The organism is Rhodoblastus acidophilus (genome assembly GCF_025961575.1).
In the GTDB taxonomy this organism is placed as follows: Bacteria; Pseudomonadota; Alphaproteobacteria; order Rhizobiales; family Beijerinckiaceae; genus Rhodoblastus; species Rhodoblastus acidophilus_C.
Map to the genome: position 1 here is coordinate 180,464 of NZ_JAOQNX010000001.1, position 20,842 is coordinate 201,305.

General features: G+C 63.6%; 21 protein-coding genes. 14 read left to right on the forward strand and 7 right to left on the reverse strand.

Annotated elements, in window-relative coordinates:
• Positions 1-28 precede the first annotated feature (28 nt).
• Positions 29-1,414 carry a methyl-accepting chemotaxis protein gene (locus M2320_RS00805; RefSeq protein WP_264595665.1) on the forward strand — a complete coding sequence of 462 codons (1,386 nt, stop codon included), beginning with the start codon at positions 29-31 and terminating at the stop codon, positions 1,412-1,414.
• Here M2320_RS00805 and M2320_RS00810 read toward each other — a convergent pair whose 3' ends face one another.
• Positions 1,415-2,299 carry a UTP--glucose-1-phosphate uridylyltransferase gene (locus M2320_RS00810; RefSeq protein ID WP_264595666.1) on the reverse strand — a complete coding sequence of 295 codons (885 nt, stop codon included), beginning with the start codon at positions 2,297-2,299 and terminating at the stop codon, positions 1,415-1,417. It lies immediately after the preceding gene.
• A 181-nt stretch (positions 2,300-2,480) separates the two neighbouring features.
• Here M2320_RS00810 and galE point away from each other — a divergent pair, with 181 nt between their 5' ends.
• On the forward strand, positions 2,481-3,470 hold the full coding sequence (galE, locus tag M2320_RS00815) for a UDP-glucose 4-epimerase GalE (protein WP_264595667.1): 990 nt from the start codon (positions 2,481-2,483) through the stop codon (positions 3,468-3,470).
• A 6-nt stretch (positions 3,471-3,476) separates the two neighbouring features.
• On the opposite strand, the gene M2320_RS00820 is transcribed toward galE, so the two are convergent.
• From M2320_RS00820 to hemH, 3 genes are read right to left on the reverse strand one after another with little or no spacing between them, the layout of a single operon-like run.
• Complete coding sequence (locus M2320_RS00820) at positions 3,477-3,869, reverse strand: hypothetical protein (protein WP_264595668.1); 393 nt, start codon at positions 3,867-3,869, stop codon at positions 3,477-3,479.
• A 2-nt stretch (positions 3,870-3,871) separates the two neighbouring features.
• Positions 3,872-4,192, reverse strand: coding sequence for a divalent-cation tolerance protein CutA (gene cutA, locus M2320_RS00825; RefSeq protein WP_264595669.1), 321 nt, complete (start codon positions 4,190-4,192; stop codon positions 3,872-3,874).
• Complete coding sequence (hemH, locus tag M2320_RS00830; RefSeq protein ID WP_264595670.1) at positions 4,183-5,202, reverse strand: ferrochelatase; 1,020 nt, start codon at positions 5,200-5,202, stop codon at positions 4,183-4,185. The genes cutA and hemH overlap by 10 nt, the downstream gene beginning before the upstream one ends.
• 123 nt (positions 5,203-5,325) lie before the next feature.
• Between hemH and hemN the strand changes: the two genes are divergently transcribed.
• The 5 genes from hemN (at position 5,326) to M2320_RS00855 (ending at position 12,456) form a co-directional block, all read left to right on the forward strand.
• Entirely contained in the window at positions 5,326-6,678 is a 1,353-nt protein-coding gene (gene hemN, locus M2320_RS00835) for an oxygen-independent coproporphyrinogen III oxidase (RefSeq protein ID WP_184426126.1), read from the forward strand.
• A 153-nt stretch (positions 6,679-6,831) separates the two neighbouring features.
• Positions 6,832-8,676 carry an extracellular solute-binding protein gene (locus M2320_RS00840; RefSeq protein WP_264595671.1) on the forward strand — a complete coding sequence of 615 codons (1,845 nt, stop codon included), beginning with the start codon at positions 6,832-6,834 and terminating at the stop codon, positions 8,674-8,676.
• A complete protein-coding gene (locus M2320_RS00845; RefSeq protein ID WP_264595672.1) occupies positions 8,676-9,779 on the forward strand; it encodes a microcin C ABC transporter permease YejB in 1,104 nt (367 codons plus the stop codon). The genes M2320_RS00840 and M2320_RS00845 overlap by 1 nt, the downstream gene beginning before the upstream one ends.
• Positions 9,779-10,873: an ABC transporter permease gene (locus M2320_RS00850; RefSeq protein ID WP_264595673.1), complete on the forward strand. Its 1,095-nt coding sequence runs from the start codon at positions 9,779-9,781 to the stop codon at positions 10,871-10,873. Before M2320_RS00845 ends, M2320_RS00850 begins: the two co-directional genes overlap by 1 nt.
• Positions 10,873-12,456 carry an ABC transporter ATP-binding protein gene (locus M2320_RS00855; protein WP_264595674.1) on the forward strand — a complete coding sequence of 528 codons (1,584 nt, stop codon included), beginning with the start codon at positions 10,873-10,875 and terminating at the stop codon, positions 12,454-12,456. The genes M2320_RS00850 and M2320_RS00855 overlap by 1 nt, the downstream gene beginning before the upstream one ends.
• Before the next feature lie 35 nt (positions 12,457-12,491).
• On the opposite strand, the gene M2320_RS00860 is transcribed toward M2320_RS00855, so the two are convergent.
• Complete coding sequence (locus tag M2320_RS00860; RefSeq protein ID WP_184426136.1) at positions 12,492-14,048, reverse strand: acetyl-CoA hydrolase/transferase family protein; 1,557 nt, start codon at positions 14,046-14,048, stop codon at positions 12,492-12,494.
• A 313-nt stretch (positions 14,049-14,361) separates the two neighbouring features.
• Between M2320_RS00860 and M2320_RS00865 the strand changes: the two genes are divergently transcribed.
• The 7 genes from M2320_RS00865 to M2320_RS00895 all read left to right on the forward strand — a co-directional run bounded on the left by M2320_RS00865 (position 14,362) and on the right by M2320_RS00895 (position 19,708).
• Complete coding sequence (locus M2320_RS00865; protein ID WP_184426138.1) at positions 14,362-14,685, forward strand: polyhydroxyalkanoic acid system family protein; 324 nt, start codon at positions 14,362-14,364, stop codon at positions 14,683-14,685.
• Between the two features lie 32 nt (positions 14,686-14,717).
• Positions 14,718-15,107 (forward strand): very short patch repair endonuclease, encoded by a 390-nt coding sequence (locus M2320_RS00870; RefSeq protein WP_184426140.1) that lies wholly within the window; start codon positions 14,718-14,720, stop codon positions 15,105-15,107.
• 1 nt (position 15,108) lies between these two features.
• On the forward strand, positions 15,109-16,215 hold the full coding sequence (locus M2320_RS00875) for a calcium:proton antiporter (RefSeq protein WP_210304361.1): 1,107 nt from the start codon (positions 15,109-15,111) through the stop codon (positions 16,213-16,215).
• Between the two features lie 104 nt (positions 16,216-16,319).
• Complete coding sequence (locus M2320_RS00880) at positions 16,320-17,930, forward strand: fumarate hydratase (RefSeq protein ID WP_264595675.1); 1,611 nt, start codon at positions 16,320-16,322, stop codon at positions 17,928-17,930.
• Between the two features lie 345 nt (positions 17,931-18,275).
• Positions 18,276-18,716, forward strand: a complete 441-nt coding sequence (locus M2320_RS00885; protein WP_264595676.1) for a nuclear transport factor 2 family protein — start codon at positions 18,276-18,278, stop codon at positions 18,714-18,716.
• A gap of 109 nt (positions 18,717-18,825) precedes the next feature.
• Entirely contained in the window at positions 18,826-19,266 is a 441-nt protein-coding gene (locus tag M2320_RS00890; RefSeq protein WP_264595677.1) for a nuclear transport factor 2 family protein, read from the forward strand.
• A gap of 1 nt (position 19,267) precedes the next feature.
• Positions 19,268-19,708 (forward strand): nuclear transport factor 2 family protein, encoded by a 441-nt coding sequence (locus tag M2320_RS00895; protein WP_264595678.1) that lies wholly within the window; start codon positions 19,268-19,270, stop codon positions 19,706-19,708.
• Between the two features lie 59 nt (positions 19,709-19,767).
• Here the strand turns inward: M2320_RS00895 and M2320_RS00900 are convergent, their stop codons facing one another.
• Positions 19,768-20,076 (reverse strand): hypothetical protein, encoded by a 309-nt coding sequence (locus M2320_RS00900; RefSeq protein ID WP_264595679.1) that lies wholly within the window; start codon positions 20,074-20,076, stop codon positions 19,768-19,770.
• On the reverse strand, positions 20,076-20,837 hold the full coding sequence (locus tag M2320_RS00905) for a VOC family protein (protein ID WP_264595680.1): 762 nt from the start codon (positions 20,835-20,837) through the stop codon (positions 20,076-20,078). Before M2320_RS00905 ends, M2320_RS00900 begins: the two co-directional genes overlap by 1 nt.
• Positions 20,838-20,842: the final 5 nt, after the last annotated feature.

A 20,842-nucleotide genomic window follows, 5' to 3' on the forward strand; every position in this document is an offset into this window, starting at 1 on the left:
CGCCACGCCCGCGCAAAGTGCTCCCGCCATGCTGAACCTCCTGAAGCCGAAGCGAACCGAACAGGTCGCCATCGCCCCCCCGAGCGAACCCGACAGCGCGCAAGCGCAACAGGATCTGCTCAGGCCCATCGCCGAAGCCATCTACCGGCTGCGCGCCGGCCTCCGGCCCGAAGGCGCGTTTCCCGATCCCGTGGGCGCGGCGCTGCTCGCCCTGTTCGAGGCGCTCCAGGCGCGCGACGAAGCCGGCTTGAGGCAGACCGTCGGGCTCTCGACCCAGGCCAGCGAAGCCATGGCGTCCTTCTCGCGCACCACCGTGGAAGTGCGCGAGATCGACAAGCTGGTGCAGGACATGTCAGCGGCGCTGGGACGCCTCGACGGCTCCATGAAAAACCTGGACGCGGTCGGCGGCCAGACCCGGACCGTGATGCTGGAGAGCGCCCAGCTCGTCCGCGAGGGCGCGCAAGCCGTGGGCGCCTCAACCGCCTCGGTGGAGCAGATCGGCGAAGCGCTGAAGAAACTCGCCGCGCGCGCCGCCGCGCTCACCGAGGCGACCGCGCAAATCACGGGCATTGTCGGCAATATCGAGGCCATCGCCTCGCAGACCAACATGCTGGCGCTCAACGCCACCATCGAGGCGGCGCGCGCCGGCGAAAGCGGCCGGGGATTTGCGGTGGTGGCGCAGGAGGTCAAGGCGCTCGCCGGCCAGACCGCCAAGGCCACGGACGATATCCGCCGGCGCATCGAGCGCCTGCGCGGCGACACCGAGGGCCTCGGCGCTTGCGTCGTCGACGCGGAGGCGGCGATGGAGCATTGCCGGGAGGTCAATGCCGAAGCCCATTCGAAAATGTCGGCGGCCGAGGCGGCGCGCGAATCCAACGCGGGCCGGATGAGCGAGCTTTTTCAAATTCTCGGCGAACAGACGGCGACGACCTCGCAGCTGGCGACGACCGCCGCGAAAATCTCAAAGCAGCTCGACAAGACCGTCGTACATTCCAACGCCGCCGTCGCCGCCTGCAAGGCGTCGGACAAGCTGATCGAAGCCCAGCTCGCCGAGTTCGACACGCGCAGCCCGCGCGACTACGTGCTGCACCGCGCCAAGTCGGACCACATGCTGTGGAAGAAGCATTTGAACGAAATGCTCGCGGGTGTGTCAAAGCTCGAGGCGTCGGAACTGGTCGATCATCATTCCTGCCGGCTCGGCAAGTGGCGCGACGGGCCGGTCGAGCCCTCGATCAAGCGGCATCCGGCCTTTGCCGCGCTGGAGCGGCCGCATGAGGCCGTTCACGTCCACGGCCGGCGCGCGGCCGAGTTTTTTGCGCGGGGCGACCGCGCCGGCGCCTTTGCCGAAGTCGAGAAAATGGAGGCGGCCTCGACCGAGGTCGTCCGCCTCCTGGATCAGCTGATCAACCGATGATCAGAGCGCCCCGACGATTCGTTTCAGCTCAGCCCTGAATTCCGGCTCGATATCCGGCCGCGCCAGGGCGAAGGCGACATTGGCCGCCAGGAACCCGACCTTGGAGCCGGTGTCATAGGTCTTGCCGTCAAAATGGTGGCCGAAGAATTTCTGCGCCTTGGCCAGTTCGATCATGGAATCGGTGAGCTGGATTTCGCCGCCGGCGCCCTTCTGGCCCTTGCCGAGCAGGTCGAAAATCTGCGGCTCCAGGATATAGCGGCCGGAAATGATGAAATTCGACGGCGCGGTTCCCTGCGGCGGCTTTTCCACCATTCCAGTGATTTCAAAGGCCTGGCCGAATTCCTGGCCCCGCGCCACCACACCATATTGATGGGTCTGGTCGTTCGGCACGGTTTCGACGGCGATCACATTGCCGCCATGGGCGTTGTAGGTGTCGACGCATTGCTGCAGGCAGCGTTTGCCGCTGGCGCCCGGCAAGGTGATCATGTCGGGCAGCAGGACGGCGAAAGGCTCGTCGCCGACGATATCGCGCGCGCACCAGACGGCGTGGCCGAGGCCAAGCGGCGACTGCTGGCGCGTAAAACTGGTGGCGCCCGCCGCCGGCAGGTCGGCCTTCAGCCCGTCCAGCTCCTTCAGCTTGTTGCGGCGCTGGAGCGTGTCCTCGAGTTCGTAGGCGATATCGAAATGGTCCTCGATCACCGCCTTATTGCGGCCGGTGACGAAGATGAAATGCTCGATGCCGGCCTCGCGCGCCTCTTCGACGCAATGCTGGAGCACGGGGCGATCCACGACGGTCAGCATTTCCTTGGGCACGGTCTTGGTCGCGGGCAGAACGCGGGTGCCGAGACCAGCGACGGGAAATACGGCTTTACGAATTTTCTTCATGGATCGTCCATCTCAGCTGATGAAGCTTCGGTAAGCTCATAGCACCGCAACGGTGGCCGCGTTAAGGAGATTGCGGCGCCCGCCCGCCTGCCGCTTTAGTCTATCCCCTTCCGTTCACGGGCGGATTCGACTAAATCGGGACGATTCCCGCGACGTCTCGTCGCATTGCACAGGATTTCACATGACCGTCCTCGTTACCGGCGGCGCCGGCTATATCGGTTCGCACATGGTTTTGGAGCTGGTCGAGGCCGGCGAAAAGGTCGTCGTGCTCGACAATCTCTCGACCGGCCGCCGCGACGCCGTGCATCCTGACGCGGAACTGGTGGTCGGAGAATTCGGCGACGCCGCTTTGGTGAAAGACTTGCTCGCCAGCCGGGGCGTCGATGCCATCATCCATTTCGCGGCGAAAATCGTCGTGCCCGAATCCGTGTCCGACCCGCTCGGCTATTATCTCAACAACACAGCCTCGGCCCGCAGCCTGCTGGCCTGCGCGGTGGAAAGCGGCGTGAAACATTTCATCTTCTCCTCAACCGCCGCCGTCTATGGCGATCCCGAGCAGAACCCGGTCACCGAGGACGAAACGCTCAAGCCGGTTTCGCCCTATGGCCGCTCAAAACTGATGGTCGAATGGATGCTGGCCGACACCGCCGCCGCCCATGACCTCAAATATGTGGTGCTGCGCTATTTCAACGTCGCCGGCGCCGATCCCAAGGGGCGCACCGGCCAGTCCTTCCCCAACGCCACCCATCTGATCAAGGTGGCGGTGCAGGCCGCTCTGGGCATGCGCAAAGGCATGGAGATGTTCGGCACGGATTATCCGACCCCCGACGGCACCTGTCTGCGCGACTACATCCAGGTCACCGACCTCGCCCGCGCCCATATGGACGCGCTCAAACATTTGCGCGCGGGCGGCGACAACCTGACCTGCAATTGCGGCTACAAGCGCGGCTATTCCGTGAAGGAGGTGATCGAGACGGTGAAAAAAGTCTCGGGCGTCGATTTCCCGGTGAAAATTTCGGGACGCCGGCCCGGCGATCCCGCGGCGATCGTCGCCGACAACGCCCGCGCCAAATCGGTGCTGGGCTGGACGCCCGAACATGACGATCTCGAAGAGATCGTGCGCCAGGCCCTGGCGTGGGAGAAGAAGCTCTTGGCGGAACAGGCGGACTGATCCGCCTCAATCCTCGACGGGACGGTAGAGGGAGGAATACAGCCGCGCCACGCCGAGCCGGCAAAAGGCGTTGGCGCTGAGATACATCGTGCCATCCCATCCCTTGTATTTGGCGTCGCATTTCGCTTGCAGGCCGTTATAGACCTGCTTGTCCGCGGCGCTCAGCTTTTGCCAAAAGTCCAGTCCGCACTTGCGTTCGGCGACAGGCGCGATGTCCAGGTCGCCGGAGGCCCCGAAGGCGCAGGACTCGGCGATTTCAGCGCCTTGCTCGCAGCCCGGCGCTGCCTTGATCGCCCGATTGACGCGGTCGATATAATCAGGCCCATGGTCCTTCACGGGACAGTCCAACGCCCAGGCGGGCCCGGCGCAAAGCAGCGCCAGCAAAGCGGTTTTGCGCATCGTCAGCGCTCCGTTTCGCGCCGCAGCCAGTCCAGATAGGAGGGATCGCCCGCCACGACAGGCGTGGCGATGATCTCAGGCAGTTCGTAGCTGTGCAGCGCGCGGATCGCGGCGGCGACGGCGTCGAAATCGCCGCGCCGCGCCTTGGCGGCCAGCAAATATTCTTTTTCGCGCGCCGCCGCGCCCTTCCAGACGTAATGGCTGACGACTTCCGTCACTTGCACGCAGGCGGCGAGCTTTTGCGTCACCAGCGCGGCGGCCATCTGGTGCGCCCTGGCCTCGTCGTCGACGGTGGTCTGGACGACACAAAAGGCTAAATCCATCCGCCGGTCTCCGCGCGAACAATGTCCTCCAGGACGTCGATGGCCTCTGGCCCATCGTTCAGGCAGGGGACGAGCGCGAAATTTTCGCCGCCGGCGTCCAGGAAGGCGTGGCGGTTTTCGACCCCCAGCTCCTCCAGCGTCTCCAGGCAGTCGGCAAAAAAGCCGGGAGCGATCACCACGATGTTCTTCGCCCCTTCGGCGGGCAGGCTTTCGACCGTCTCCAGCGTATAGGGCTGGAGCCATTCCTTGGGGCCGAACCGCGACTGGAAGGTCATGACCATCTTGTCGGCGAGGCCGGTGGCGAAGCCGAGCAGGCGGGTGGTCTTGGCGCAATGGCAATAATAGGGATCGCCGCGCTCGGAATAATCTTTTGGTATGCCGTGCCAGGACACGACGATGCGGTCGGGCGTGAACGGCAATTCCGTCAGTCTTTTGCGCAGGGTCGAGGACAGCGCCTCGATATAGATGGGACGCTCGTAGAAGGGCGCGGCGATGCGCAAAGTGGGCTGCCAGCGCATTTGCTTCAGCGCATCAAAAACCTTGTCGGCGACCGTGGCGAAGGTTGCGGCGCAATATTGCGGGTAGAGCGGGACCACCAGCAGCCGGTCGCAGCCCTGCGCCTGCAAGTGCAGAATTTTTTCCGCGATCGCCGGCTTGCCGTAGCGCATGGCCCAGTCGACGATGATGATCCGGTCGCCTGCGTCCGAAAGTCGCGCCGCGAGCTTTTCGGTCTGCGAGCGGGTGACCGTCTTCAACGGGCCCTCGTCGCGCTCATGGTTCCAGATCGCCTCATAGTCCTTGCCTTTTTGCGTGGAACGCTTGGGCAGGACCATCAGGTGGAGGATCGGCAGCCAGAGCCAGGGCGAGGTCTCGATGACCCGCCGGTCCGACAGGAATTCCGCGAGATAGCGGCGCATGGGCCAATAGGATGTCGCCTCGGGCGTGCCGAGGTTGACCAGCAGCACGCCGATCTTTCCGAACTGTGGCGGATGGAGTGTCGAAGAGGTCATGGCTAAATCGGGAAAACTCGTCTATTGTTATTCCGATAACGCTGCGCGGAAAGCAATGGATCAGGCCAGGGCCGTTTGATCCGCGTCAAGGAGCGCGCGCGTGACTTGTGTCTAAGAGGGAACATGAGCACTCTTTCGTCCAGTCTGGTCCTAGCCGAAAAGTCGGTCCCTCGCTATACGAGCTATCCGACCGCCCCTCATTTTTCCGACGCCGTGGGCGCCGAAAAGGCCGGAGAGTGGCTGCGCGCCCTCGATCCGCGCGCGCGTCTGTCGCTCTATGTACACGTCCCATATTGCCGGGAGCTGTGCACTTATTGCGGTTGCCACACCAAGGCGACGCAAAAAGCCGAGCCGCTCGACGCCTATGCGGCGACGCTCGAGCAGGAAATTGAGCTGGTCGCCAATGCGACCCCTGCGCGCACCGTCACCCACGCCCATTGGGGCGGCGGCACCCCGAGCCTGCTCGGCGGCGCCCGCCTGCTCGCCCTCACCGACGCTTTGCGCAGCCGCTTCGCCTTCGCCCCCGGCGCCGAAATCTCCATCGAGATCGACCCGCGCCACGCCGACCGCGAGCTGACCGACTCCCTGGCCGTCGCCGGCTTCAATCGCGTCAGCCTCGGCGTGCAGGACCTCAACGATCACGTCCAGCAGGCCATCGGCCGCGTCCAGCCGTTTGAAGTGGTGGAAAAGTGCGTCGCCGACCTCCGCGCCAGCGGGTTCAAGGCGATCAACCTCGACCTCATGTACGGCCTGCCCTACCAGACCGAAGAGGATGTGATCCGCACCGCCGAACTCGCGGCCTCGCTGAACCCGAGCCGCCTCGCCATTTTCGGCTATGCCCACGCCCCCTGGTTCGCCAAGCGCCAGCAGCTCATCAACGCCGCCGCCCTGCCTGGCGCCGCCGAGCGCCTGCGCCAGGCCGCCATCACCCGCGAAACGCTGGTGGCCAAGGGCTATCAGGCCATCGGCCTCGACCATTTCGCCTTGCCGTCCGACCCTATGGCGATCGCCGCCCGCAACGGCACGCTGCGCCGCAATTTCCAGGGCTATACGGTCGATCAGGCCGACGCCATGCTGCCCTTCGGCGCCTCGTCAATCGGCAAGCTGCCGCAGGGCTATATCCAGAACGCCCCCGATGTCGGCGGCTGGCGCCGCGCCGTCGAGGCCGGCCAGTTCAGCGTGGTCAAGGGCGTCGCCTTCACCCGTGAGGACATTGCCCGCGCCGCGGTGATCGAGCGCCTGATGTGCGATTTCAGCGTTGATTACGGCGCGATCGCCGAAAAAATGCTCGGCGACGTCGCCGCCTTCGACGGGGCGCAAGAGGAACTGTCGCAACTGGTCCGTGACGGCGTCGCCACCCAGGAAGGCCGCACCGTGGCGCTCACCGAACCCGGAAAACCCTTCATGCGTCTGGTCGCCGCGGCCTTCGACGCTTATCTCAAGGCGCGCGCCGCCAAGCACAGCGTCGCCGTCTAAGGCGAGACACGCAATTGGAGCCGGCGGCCGTTCAAAACGTCGCCGGCTTTTTCGTTTCGACGCGTTTGTTCGTGAAAACGCTATGGCCGCCGTGCGCAAAACCGACATAATGGCCGGCGAAAACCAGTCGAGCCACCGGAGCGCCCCGCCCGCATGATTTCCGAAAAACTCGTCTTTTCCCGCCGCGCCGTCCTCGCCGCCGCCGCGACCCTGCCGCTTCTGCGCAACGCGCGCGCCGAACAGGCGACGCATCGCAGCCACGGCCTGTCCTCCTTCGGCGATCTCGCCCTTCCCGCCGATTTCAAAGCGTTCCCCTACGCCCAGCCCGATGCGCCCAAGGGCGGTCAATTGATCATGGAGGCGGGCGGCAGCTCCTGGGATTCCCTCAACGGTTTCATCCTCCAGGGCAATCCGGCCCAGGGCCTGAGCCTTGTCTATGACACGCTGATGGCCGGCAGCCTCGACGAGGACAACACGCTCTACGGCCTCGTGGCCGAAGCGGTCGAATATAGCGACGACAAGAAGACCTATCGTTTCTTCCTGCGCAAGCAGGCGCGCTTCCATGACGGCTCGCCCCTCACCGCCACCGACGTGGTTTTTTCACTCAATGTGTTGCGGGAAAAGGGCCATCCGCTGATCCGCCAATTGCTGCGCGATCTCGATCGCGTCGAGGCGGAGGCCCCCGACCGGGTGCTGGTGGTGCTGAAGGACGGGTTCGGGCGCGACTCCATCCTCAATGTCGCGGGCCAGCCGATCTTTTCCGCCGCCTATTACGCCAAGCGCGATTTCGGCCGCGCCGGACTGGAGCCGCCGCTGGGCTCCAGCGCCTACAAGATCGGCGCGTTCGAGCAGGGCCGCTACATCTCCTACGAGCGCGTCAAGGATTATTGGGGCAAGGATTTGCCCGTGAATCGCGGCCAGGGCAATTTTGACTTGATCCGCTACGATTATTTTGGCGAGCGCGCGGTCGGTTTCGAAGCGTTCAAGTCGGGACAGGTGAACCTGCACGAAAGCTTTACGGCGTCCGAATGGGCGACCGGCTACGATTTTCCGGCCATGCGCGACGGGCGGGTGAAAAAACAGGAATTTCCGGACAAACGCAGCCCGGGTTTCCAGGGCTTCTTCTTCAACATGCGCCGTCCCCAGTTCAAGGACCCGCGCATCCGCGAAGCCATGGGCCTGTGCCTCGATTTCGAATGGTCGAACCGCAACCTGTTCTATGGCGCCTATACGCGCAACGTCAGCTATTTCGAAAACACCGAGATGAAAGCGGTGGACCCGCCCTCGCCCGAGGAGCTGGCAATCCTGGAACCCCTACGCGACAAAATCCCCGCGGAAGTGTTCGGCATGCCCTTCATGCCGCCGGTGTCGGACGGTTCGGGACAGGATCGCGCGCTGCTGCAACGCGCCAGCGTGCTGCTCAAGGAGGCGGGCTGCCAGCGCAAAGGCACGCAACTTTTCCTGCCCGACGGGACCCCGCTCGCCTTTGAAGTGCTGGAGTTCAACAACGCCTTCGACAAGGTGGTGCAGCCCATGTTCAAGAACATGCGCCTGCTCGGCATCGAGGCGAACCTGCGCGTGGTGGATTCCGCCCAATACAAGTCGCGCATCGACAATTACGATTTCGACATGATCACCGATCGAAAAATGATCGGCGGCGTCCCCGGCGACGAACTGCTGGCCTATTTCGGCTCGGTGTCCGGTAAATCGCCGGGCGGCATGAACCTGCCGGGCATCGACAATCCCGCCGTGGACGCGCTGGTGGATCAGGCGCTCCAGGCCAAGTCGCGGGCTCAGCTGATCGTGATCTGCCGCGCCCTCGACCGCGTGCTGCGCGCCGGCCGCTACTGGATTCCGCACTGGCACGCCTCCTCCCGCCGCGTCGCCTCCTGGGACTTTTTCGGGCATCCCAACGTCACCCCCCGCCTCGATCTCTCCTATTCCCAATTGTGGTGGTGGGACGCGGAAAAAGCCGCCGCGACCAAGGCCCGGGGCTGATGCTCTTTTACATCGCGCGCCGGCTTCTGCTGATGATCCCGACCCTGTTCGGGATTTTGGCCCTGTCCTTCCTCATCGTGCAGTTCGCGCCCGGCGGTCCCGTCGAGCGCGTCATCGCCCAGATGCAAGGCCAGGATTCCGGCGCGACCTCTCGATTCGGCGGCGGCGCGCAATCGACGCTCGCCGGCGCCCGCCCCGGCGCTGGCGCGGAATTTTCCGGCAAATATCGCGGCGCGCAGGGGCTCGACCCCAAATTCATCGCAGAGCTGGAAAAACAATTCGGCTTCGACAAGCCTCCGCTGGAGCGGTTCTGGCTGATGATCCGCAATTACGCGGTGTTCGACTTCGGCCGCTCCTATTTCCGCGACGCCCCTGTCCTCCAACTGATCAAGGACAAGCTGCCGGTCTCCATGTCGCTCGGCCTGTGGATGACGCTGCTGTCCTACGCCATTTCCATCCCGCTCGGCATCGCCAAGGCGCGCCGCGAGGGCGAGCGGCTCGACACCTGGACGTCCGCCGTCATCATCGTCGGCTATGCCATCCCGAGTTTTCTCTTTGCCATCCTGCTGATCGTGCTGTTCGCCGGCGGCTCGTTCTGGCAGATTTTCCCGCTGCGCGGCCTGACTTCGGACGATTTCGCCCAGCTTTCGACGCTGGAAAAAATCAAGGACTATCTCTGGCATATCGTGCTGCCGGTGAGCGCGCTCACGCTCGGCAGTTTCGCCACGACGACCTTTCTCACCAAGAACGCCTTCCTCGAAGAAATCCGCAAGCAATATGTCACGACCGCGCGCATGAAGGGTCTGACCGAGCGCCGTGTGCTCTACGGCCACGTTTTCCGCAACGCCATGCTGATCGTGATCTCCGGCTTTCCCGGCGCCTTCATCTCGGCCTTCTTCACGGGATCGCTGCTGATCGAAACGATCTTCTCGCTCGACGGCCTGGGCCTGCTGTCGTTTGAATCGACGCTCAACCGCGACTATCCCGTGGTCTTCGCCAACCTTTACATTTTCGCCCTGCTCGGCCTGTTCATCAACCTGCTGTCAGACCTCACCTATGCCTGGATCGATCCGCGCATCGATTTCGAGACGCGGGAAACCTGATGAAACTCACGCCGATCACGCGCCGACGCCTGCGCGCCTTCGCCAGCAACCGCCGCGGTTTCTGGGCGCTGTGGCTGTTCCTGATCGCCTTCGTCCTGTCGCTGGGCGCGGAATTCATCGCCAACGACCGCCCGATCCTCGCCTGGTACAAGGGCGAATTGCTGTTCCCGGCGCTGCAAAATTACCCGGAAGAAAAATTCGGCGGCTTTTTGGCGGAAACCGACTATCGCGACCCCGTCATCCAAAAAGAGATCGAGAGCAACGGCTGGATGCTTTGGCCGCCGATCCGCTATTCCTACAACACCCACAATCTCAGCCTGCCGACGCCGGCGCCTTCGCCCCCGACCTGGATGCTCACCGACGCGCAATGCGCGCACGGCAAGACTTTTGCGGGCGGCCCGGCGAAAAATTGTGCGGACATCGAATGGAATTGGCTCGGCACCGACGATCAGGGCCGCGACGTGGTGGCGCGGTTGATCTATGGGTTTCGCATTTCCGTCCTGTTCGGCCTGCTGCTGGCGTCAATCTCGTCGGTGGTCGGGGTGAGCGCTGGCGCCGTACAAGGCTATTTCGGCGGCTGGACCGACCTGTTGTTGCAGCGGTTCATCGAAATCTGGTCGTCGCTGCCGAGCCTCTATCTGCTGATCATCCTTTCCGCCATCGTGACGCCCAGCTTTTTCGTGCTGCTTGGCATCCTGCTAGCGTTCTCGTGGGTGAACCTCGTCCATGTGGTGCGCGCCGAATTTTTGCGCGCAAGAAACTTTGATTATGTGCGCGCCGCGCGCGCGCTCGGCCTGAGCAATCGAAAAATCATGGTGAAGCACGTGCTGCCCAACGCCATGGTGGCGACGCTCACGTTTTTGCCCTTCATCCTCAGCGCCTCCATCACGACGCTGACCTCGCTCGATTTCCTAGGATTCGGCCTGCCGCCGGGATCGCCGTCCCTTGGTGAATTGTTGTTGCAGGGCAAGAGCAATTTGCAGGCGCCCTGGCTGGGCCTCTCCGGCTTCGCGGTGATCGCCGTGACCCTGTCGCTGCTGGTGTTTATCGGCGAAGCCCTGCGCGACGCCTATGATCCGCGAAAGACGGTGTGATGGACCAGCCCCTCCTCCACATCCAAAACCTTTCCGTCTCCTTCGGCGACGCTCCTGCGGTGCGCAACGCCTCGCTCACGCTGTCGCGCGGCAAGACGCTTGGGCTTGTCGGCGAATCCGGCTCGGGCAAATCGGTCACGGCGCTGGCCGTGGTGCGCCTGCTGGCGCCGGGGGCGAAAATCGTCTGCGGCTCCATCCATTTCGACGGGCAGGAGCTCACCTCGGCGCCGGAAAGCGTGCTGCGCGACCTACGCGGCGTGCGCATCGGCATGGTGTTCCAGGAGCCGATGACCTCGCTCAATCCTCTTCATGTCATCGAAAAGCAGATCGGCGAAATCCTCGAAATCCATGGCATGGCTTCGGCGCAGGCGCGGCGCGCCCGAACGCTGGAACTGCTCAAGGAAGTCGGGCTGCAAAACGCCGAAGCGCGCATGGGCGCCTATCCCCATGAATTGTCCGGCGGGCAGCGCCAGCGCGTGATGATCGCCATGGCGCTCGCCAACAATCCCGACTTGCTGATCGCCGACGAACCGACCACGGCGCTCGACGTGACCGTGCAGGCGCAAATCCTCGACCTGCTGCGCGATCTGCAAAAACGCCATCGCATGGCCATCCTGTTCATCACCCACGATCTCGGGCTGGTAAAAAAAATGGCCGACGAGGTCGCGGTCATGCGCGGCGGCAGCGTGGTCGAAACCGGCCCCACCGCCGAGATTTTCGCGGCGCCCAAGCACGAATACACCAAGATGCTGCTCGCCGCCGAGCCGCAGGGCGATCCGCCGCCAGCGGATCCTTCCGCGCCAGAAGTGTTGTGCGCGGAAAATCTGCGCGTCTGGTTCCCGATCAAATCAGGACTGTTTCGCCGCGTCACCTCGCATGTGAAGGCGGTCGATGGTGTTTCGATCCGCCTGCGAAAAGGCCAGACCCTGGCCGTCGTCGGCGAGTCCGGCTCCGGAAAAACCACGCTGGGGCTGGCGCTGCTGCGGCTGATCCGCTCGGAAGGGCCGATCCTCTATCTCGGACGAAACATCGACACGCTCGGCGCGAGCAAAATGCGGCCGCTGCGCAAAAACCTTCAAATTGTATTCCAGGACCCCTACGGCTCGCTGTCGCCGCGCCTGTCGGTCGCCGAGATCGTCGAAGAGGGTCTGATCGTCCAAGACAAAGGTCTGTCAGCAAACGAACGGAGAAAACTGGTCGCCCGCGCGCTCGCCGATACCGGGCTCGATCCCGCGACCATGGACCGCTATCCCCACGAATTTTCCGGCGGCCAGCGCCAGCGCATCGCCATCGCGCGGGCGCTGGCGCTCGATCCCGACGTCATCGTGCTGGACGAACCGACCTCCGCGCTCGACCGCTCGGTGCAAGCCCAGATCGTCGATCTCTTGCGCGCACTGCAGGACAAGCGGAGCCTGTCCTACCTGTTCATCAGCCACGATCTGAAAGTGGTGAAGGCGCTGGCGTCGGAAATCATCGTCCTGCGCGACGGCAAAGCCGTCGAGCAAGGGCCGGCAGCGGAGATTTTCGCCAACCCGCGGGCAAAATACACGCAAGACCTGTTCGCCGCCGCCTTCGACGCCTGAAAAAAAAGCGCGGGCTTTTGGCCCGCGCTAAAAAATCACTTCCAGGCGTCGGCCTGTACCAGGCTGTCTTCCTTCCACGCATCCTGGGCCGCCTTGTCGGCCTGCCATTCAGGCAGGAAGGTGAAGGCTTCGTCCAGGATGTGCGGCGTGTGCTGGCCGTGCGAATATTTCAGGGCCCGCTCGAAATATTCATTGAGCGCCGGCTTGAAATAGGGATGCGCGCATTTGTCGATGATCACCCGCGCGCGCTTCCTCGGCGCCAGGCCGCGCAGATCGGCCAGGCCTTGCTCCGTGACGATCACCTGCACGTCGTGCTCGGTGTGGTCGACATGCGTCACCATCGGCACGATGCAGGACACCGCGCCATTTTTCGCCGACGACGGCGTCATGAAGATCGAGAGCCAGGAATTGCGGGCGAAATCGCCGGAGCCGCCGATGCCGTTCATGATGCTCGACCCGCGAATATGGGTGGAGTTCACATTGCCGTAGATGTCGGCTTCGATCAGGCCGTTCATCGCGATCAAGCCAAGACGGCGAATGACCTCGGGATGGTTCGAAATCTCTTGCGGGCGCAGCAGGATTTTTTCGCGATAGAGATGCACATCGCGATTAAACTCTTCCGCCGCCTCCGGGCTGAGCGACAAAGCCGTCGCCGAGGCGAACGACATTTTGCCGGAGCGCAGCAGGTTGAACATGCCGTCCTGCAGCACTTCCGTATAGGCCATGAGATTGTCGTAGGGCGCGTCCTGCAACTGCTCCATCACCGCATTGGCCACATTGCCGACGCCGGATTGCAGCGGCAGCAGCTCCTTGGGCAAGCGGCCGCGCTTCACCTCATGTCCGAAGAAATCGATGATGTGGCTAGCGATTAGGCGGGAGTTCTCATCGGGCGGCGTGAACGGCGAGTTGCGGTCGGGCGCATGGGTCTCGACAATGGCAATGATTTTTGACGGATCGCAGCGCAGAGCGGTTTCACCGATGCGGTCGGAGGCCGTGATCATCGGGATCGGCTTGCGCTTCGGCGGCAGTTGCGTGCCGTAGTAGACGTCGTGCATCCCCTCCAGCGCTTCGTTCTGCCAGTTGTTGACCTCGATGATGATCTTGTCGGCGCAATCGAGCCAGGTCTTGTTGTTGCCGACCGAGGACGAGGGGATCAGCGAGCCGTCCTCGCGAATGCCGACCACTTCGATAATGGCGACGTCGAGCTTGCCGAGATAGCCGCCCCAGACGAACTGGCCGACATGGGAGAGGTGGATGTCGAGATATTCCATCTCGCCGGCGTTGATGCGCTTGCGGCAGGTCGGATCGGACTGATAGGGCAGGCGCAGCTCCATGCCATCGACCTTGGCGAGGGCGCCGTCGAGCTCCGGAGCGGTGGAGGCGCCGGTCCAGACCGAGATCTTGAAATCCTCGCCGGCGGCGTGGGCGGCGTTCATGCGGTCGGCGAGCGCCAGCGGCACTTCCTTGGGATAGCCCGCGCCGGTGAAGCCGGACATGCCGACATTGCAACCCTTCGGAATCAGAGCGGCGGCTTGATCCGCCGTCATGATCTTGCTGCGAAGCTGGGCATTGCGAATGCGGTTACCGGCCATAGCTTAAAATCCCTGGGGATGACGGAAAAGTGCGTATAAGCTCCCGCCTGGAAGTTTAGCTATGCGACGATGGAATAATCACACCGTTGTTCCCGCGGGTTTTTGCTCCCGCGTTTCGCTGCAGCGCGGTGCGACGACGGCTGCAAAACATATACAAATCAAGGGCCAGACTGGCTTGCTGCACCTGCGAATTTCAAGTAAATTCGCACACCAACCATGCAATTATCGCATAACTGTTCGTCCGCCCTTCGGCAACTCATGGCCTTGTGCGCGGTAAGACTTTGGCGATAATCGCAGTTCAATCGGGGGCATCATGGGCAAGACGATCAGCGTCGACGTGCCGCACAAACTGGGCGCGGCGGAAGCCGAGCGCCGGGTCCGCAACGGATTCGGCGCGGTTCAGGACAAGCTCGGGGACAAGCTCTCGGCGGTGGATATCATCTGGGGACAAGGCCGCGCCGACCTCACCGTCACCGCCATGGGCCAGACGCTGAGAGGCGGGCTCGAATTCCTGCCCGAAGTGGTGCGGGTCACCATCGACCTGCCCTGGCTGCTCGCGGCGATCGGCGAAACCATCACCAACAAGATCGCCAGGAAGACGGAAGAGGTCCTGCGTCTGCCTCCCCCGAAAATTTGACGGTTGCGGCAAAGCGCGAGCGGACCGGCCCGATGGACCGTTCCGATGTCATGCGCGCGGTCAAGGGGCGAGACACCACGCCCGAGCGCCTGGTGCGCGGCCTGCTGCGGGAGATCGCGCCCGGCTATCGCCTGTGCCGGCGCGACCTTCCGGGCGCGCCCGACATCGCCTATATCGGCCGGAAAAAGGCGATTTTCGTCCACGGCTGTTTTTGGCACGGGCACGATTGCAAGCGCGGCGCGCGCCTGCCGAAAACCAACGCCGAATACTGGAGCCGCAAGATTGCGGGCAACCGGGAACGAGACGAGAAAATTCTGGCGCTCTATGCCGCGCAACGCTGGAGCGTACTGACTATATGGGAATGTGAAACCCGCGACCGCCAAAAGCTCGCGGCGCGACTTGAAGATTTTTTGCGAGGTTGATTTGCAATCCATCGAAACGCTTCGCCGCACGCCGGCCTGGTCCATCGCCGCGCCGCTGCTGGCGTTGGCGCTGCTGGCGGCGAAATTCGCCCATCTGATCGACCTCGATTCGTCTGTCTTGAAATTTTTCGCTTCCGGCCTGCTGGTCGCCGTGGTGTTCGCTTCGGTGCGCCACGCGCAGGCGGTCGCCGCCAAGATCGGCGAACCCTATGGCGCGCTGGTGCTGGCTTTGGCCGTCACCTGCATCGAGGCGGGGCTGATCGTCTCGCTGATGGCCGCAGACCCCGCCCGCAACGCGGCGCTGGCGCGCGACTCCCTGTTCGCCGTGGTGATGATCGTCTTGAACGGCCTGATCGGCGCCTGCCTGGTGATCGGCGACCTGCGCTATCGCCGGGTCGAGTTCCGCCTGGAGGGCACCACCGGCGCGCTCGTGACCCTGGCGACGCTGGCGGTGCTGACCCTGGTTGAGCCCAATGTCACCGAGACCGCGCCCGGCCCGCATTTTTCGACGCCGCAACTGGTGATGGTGGCGAGCGCCGCCCTCTGCCTCTATCTGGTGTTCGTCTTCGTCCAGTCGGTGCGCCACCCCCTCGATTTCCTCAGCGAGGCCAACGGCCTCGAGTCGCACGATGAGGATCGCAGCGTGCTGAGCTGGCCCCGCACTTTTGCAAACTTCGGCCTGTTGACGGTTTCGCTGACGGCCGTCGTGCTCTTGGCGAAAAGCCTCACCCCCGCGCTGGAGGAAATGGTGTTCGCCGCGGGTCTGCCGGCCGCCGTGATCGGCGTCTGCGTCGCCACGCTGGTCCTGTTGCCGGAGGTGATTTCCGCCCTGTTCGCGGCAAACCGCAATGAGACCCAGACCAGCCTCAATCTCGCCATCGGATCGGCGCTGGCCAGCATCGGCCTGACCATCCCAGTCGTGGCCGTGGCGAGTTTCATCCTGGGCGCGCCGCTGGTGCTCGGCCTCGACCGGCTCAACACCTCTCTGCTGCTGCTCACCCTGTTCGTCAGCACGGTCACGCTCGGCATCGGCCGCGCCACCCTGTTGCAGGGCGCCGTGCACCTGACGATCTTCTTCGTCTTCATCGGGTTTACGGTTTTCCCCTAAGTATTTGCCGCAAGCCCCCAGGCCTCATCCCATCGCCGCTCTTGGAAGGGCGGCGAAAATTCCTTACAAGCGCGCCCAGCTTTCGAAAAACTGGGAACGCCGCCATGTCCGCCTATGCCCCGCTGTTTCCTCTCGGCAAGGATGAAACGCCCTATCGCAAACTCACCGACAAGGGCGTGCGCGTCGAAAAATTCGACGGCGAGGACATTTTGGTGGTGGAGCCCGAGGCCATCCGCCTGCTCGCCGAGACGGCGATGGGCGACATCAACCATCTGCTGCGCCCTGGCCATCTCGCGCAGCTTCGCAAGATTCTCGACGATCCCGAAGCGACCGGCAACGACAAGTTCGTCGCCTTCGACCTGCTGAAGAACGCCAATATCGCCGCCGGCGGCGTGCTGCCCATGTGCCAGGACACCGGCACCGCCATTGTCCTGGGCAAGAAGGGCCGTCGCGTCTTCACCAAGGGCGGCGACGAGGCCGCTTTGTCGCAAGGAATCAAGGACGCCTACGAAAAGCGCAACCTGCGCTATTCCCAGCTCGCGCCGCTCTCCATGTTCGAGGAGAAGAACACCAAAAACAACCTCCCCGCCCAGATCGACATTTTCGAAGAGGGCGAGGATTATTACAAATTCCTGTTCATGGCCAAGGGCGGCGGCTCCGCCAACAAGACCTATCTGGTCCAAGGCACCCCCTCCCTGCTCACCCATGACCGGCTGCTCGAGGTCTTGAAGAAGCAGATCCTGGCGCTCGGCACCGCCGCCTGCCCGCCCTATCACCTCGCCATCGTCATCGGCGGCCTGTCGGCGGAGCTGAACCTCAAGACGGTCAAACTCGCCTCGGCCCGCTATCTCGACACGCTGCCGACCGAGGGCGGCGAAGACGCCCACGCGTTCCGCGACCTCGCGCTCGAAGCCGAAATCCACAAGCTCACGCAGGACCTCGGCGTCGGCGCGCAATTCGGCGGCAAGTATTTTTGCCACGATGTCCGCGTGATCCGCCTGCCGCGCCACGGCGCCTCGCTGCCGATCGGCATTGGCGTGTCCTGCTCTGCCGACCGCCAGTGCCTGGGAAAGATCACGAGAGATGGCGTGTTCGTCGAGGAGCTTGAGCACAATCCCGCAAAATATCTGCCAGCGGTCGAGGGCGAGCTCGGCGGCGACGTGGTCAAGATCGACCTGAACCAGCCGATGAAAAAAGTCTTGGAGACCCTGACCCGATATCCCGTAAAAACCCGGCTGTCGCTGACCGGCACGATCGTCGTCGCCCGCGACCTCGCCCATGCGAAAATCCGCGAGCGGCTGGAAAAGGGCGATCCCATGCCCGACTATCTGAAAAACCACCCGGTCTATTACGCGGGACCTGCCAAAACTCCGGCCGGTTACGCCTCGGGCTCGTTCGGGCCGACCACGGCGGGGCGCATGGACGCCTATGTCGATCTGTTCCAGTCGCATGGCGGCTCGATGGTGATGCTGGCCAAGGGCAACCGCTCCGCCCAAGTGACGGAAGCCTGCAAGAAGCACGGCGGCTTCTATCTCGGCTCGATCGGCGGCCCGGCCGCGCGTCTGGCGCAGGACTGCATCAAGAAGGTCGAACTGCTCGAATATCCGGAACTCGGCATGGAGGCGATCTGGAAGATCGAAGTTGAGGATTTCCCGGCTTTCATCGTCGTCGACGACAAGGGCAACGACTTCTTCAAGGCGCTGAACCTCTCCTGAGCTTTCCGCGCCGAAGCGAGCCCGGAGGATTGCTCCGGGATCGCGAGGGTCGAGAACCGCATCGGGTGCGGTCCATCCTGGCGTGGCGCCCACCGCAATCCAAGCGCGCTTCAAAAAGCTGGGCTCGCCCTGAACGACCTCGTCATCGACGGCGGCCGCATCGCGGCGCCGCGGACCACAGACCGGGGATGTTGATTCCGTGCAACGCGCGCCCGCGCAATTTGCAGCTACGTAGTTGCAACGCTTGAAAAACTCGCGGGAAAGTCGGGAGATAACGTAAGCAAGTTTCCGATCGGATCGGGGGCAAAAAACTCAGGGAGCCGAGCCATAGGCTTGGGATTTTTGATGCAGAGCCTGCAGCTTCTCACCCGCATACCGACCGTGGATCGCGACTTCATCGCGTCACGTCTCGAGGCCATCAACAACCGGTTGGTTGCAAGGGATCTGCCCGGGCTGCTCGCGCTGTTTTCGGACGATGTCGTTTTCGAGCTGATCGGCAACTGGAGCATCTTTCCCAGCGCGCGCCGCGCGCGCGGCAAGGAGGCCTGGACGCGGGCGCTCACCACGATCCACACGCAAGTGCAAAACCTGGGTTCGACGGTGAATGACGTCGTGATCGACGGCGAATTCGTCGCCTTGCGCCGCACAACCCGGTTGCGCAACTACGGCACGGGACGCGTCGGCGACGTGGAGATCGCGGATTTCTTGCGTTTCCGCGACGGCCTGATCGTGGAGATCACCGAAATCGTCGACTCCCTCGCCATCGCCCGCCTCGAAGACTGTTGATCCTGCGCAAGGCGGAGTTTCGAAAATACACCTAATGGGTTGTATTCCGTCAATGACTCGGCGCGGGTCAGTCCGCCAGAGGCCACTTTGCGCGAGTCCGGGAGCGCCGATGCAAAGCCTTCAGAACCTTGCTCGCGTTGCATCTGTCGATCGCGAATTGTTCGAAACGCGCGTCCACATGATGCTGGATCTGTGCGCCGCCCGCGACATGGCTGGCCTGCTGGCGCATTTTGCGGAAGACATTTCCTTCCAGGCGATCGGCAACTGGAACATGTTTCCGTTTCCAGGCCCCGTGCGCGGCAAGGCGGCGACCTCGCGGGCGCTCGGCATCATTCTCACCCAAGTCCAATGCCTCGATTCCGAGGTCCACGACATTGTCGTCGACGGCGACCGCGTCGCCGTGCGCCGCACGGCGCGCCTGCGCCATCTCGGCACCGGCCGCAGCGCGGGAATCGCGGTCGTGGATTTCCTGCGCTTTCGCGACGGACTGGTGACCGAACTCACGGAATTGCTGGATTCACTCGCCATGGCGCGGCTGGAGGAGGGCTGATTTGCGCAGCAAGGACACACTCAACGCGCTGGCCGAGGTCGACCGCCAGCTGATCGAAACCCGCATGCAACGCCTGCTCGAGCTTCGCGCGGAGAACAATCTGCGCGCAATGCTGGAGTATGTGGCGGAAGACATCGTCTTCGAGGTGATCGGCGACTGGATGGCTCTTCCCTTTTCCGGTCCGGTGAAAGGCAAGGCCAATGTCGCGAAAGCGATGATGAGCCTCATGACCCAATATGAGAACCTCGGCTCGACCGTGCACAGCCTCAGCATAGACGGGGAAAATGTCGCGCTGCGGCGCACGGCGCGCGTGCGCCATCGCGGCACCAACCGTGTCGCCGATGTCGCCTTCGCCGACTTCATCCGCTTCCGCGACGGTTTGGTCATCGGCTTTTCCGAAGTGGCCGACACGGTCACGCTCGCCGAGCTCGACGAGATCTAGATTTTTGTTTGAACGCATTTTCTTCACGCGAACCGGCATCCGCTTCGCTCGAAAATGCTCTATCGCAAAATGATCTGGACGCGCACGCGCCCCTTGGGCGCGGGCTTTTCGACGACGCCCGCCGGCAAATGCGGGCGTGGCGGTTTTGCCGGCGTCGCGCGATGCGACACGCGCGGGGTCTTTTGGACGACGGGCGCCTCGTCGCGCGGCGCCGCGCCGAGGGAGCGCGAGCGCGCCACCGGCCCCGATCCCGCAAGGCAATAATTATAGGCGTCGGCGTCGACATATTTCGCGCAAGGGTCCGACGCCCCCAGAGCGGCGCCGTCGCAGCACGCCATCAAAATCGACAAGGCCGCGACGACCCGCATCAACGCTTCGCCGCGACCAGGGCGAAATAGGCGCCTTGCGGATCGAAGAATTGCGCGATCCAGGCGCCGCCGGGCACTTCGGCGGGCCCCATGAGCTTGGTCCCGCCCGCCAGTTCCACGCGTTGGATGGCGGCGTCCAGCGCATCGACAACAAAATAATAGCCCCAGAACGCCTGCGGAATTTGTTCCGGCCGCTTCATCATGCCGCCCACCGCCAGGCCGCCGGTCGCGAACAGCCGGTACACCCCCATCGGCCCCATGTCGAGGTCCTGGGTTTTCGTCCAGCCGTAGCGCGCGGCATAAAAATTCATGGCGGCGTCGACGTCGTCGGTGAACAGCTCATGCCAGCCCACATGGCCAGGCGTCATCGGCGGGACCTCCGCCGGCTTCTCGCCGCCCAAATCCTGCCAGAGGCAATAGGCGGCCCCGAGCGGATCGGAAACCACGGCGAACCGGCCAATGTCGGCGACGGTTTCCGGCGCGCGCCAGATTTTTCCGTCGGCGGCGGACACCGCCGCAACCTCCGCGTCAATGTCCGCGCAGGAGACATAGCCCATCCACGAGGGACGGGCGCCCTGCGCCTTGGCCTCGTCGGGAAGCCGCATCAGCCCCGCGACGGGAATTTGGGCGGCGGAGAAGATGTGGTAGGCGCGATCCCCCGGCGCGGGCGCCTCGGTCCAGCCGATCACCCTGCCGTAGAAATCGCGGGCGGCTTCAATGTCTTCCGTCAGCAGTTCGACCCAGCAAAAGCTTTCCGCCATCTCCG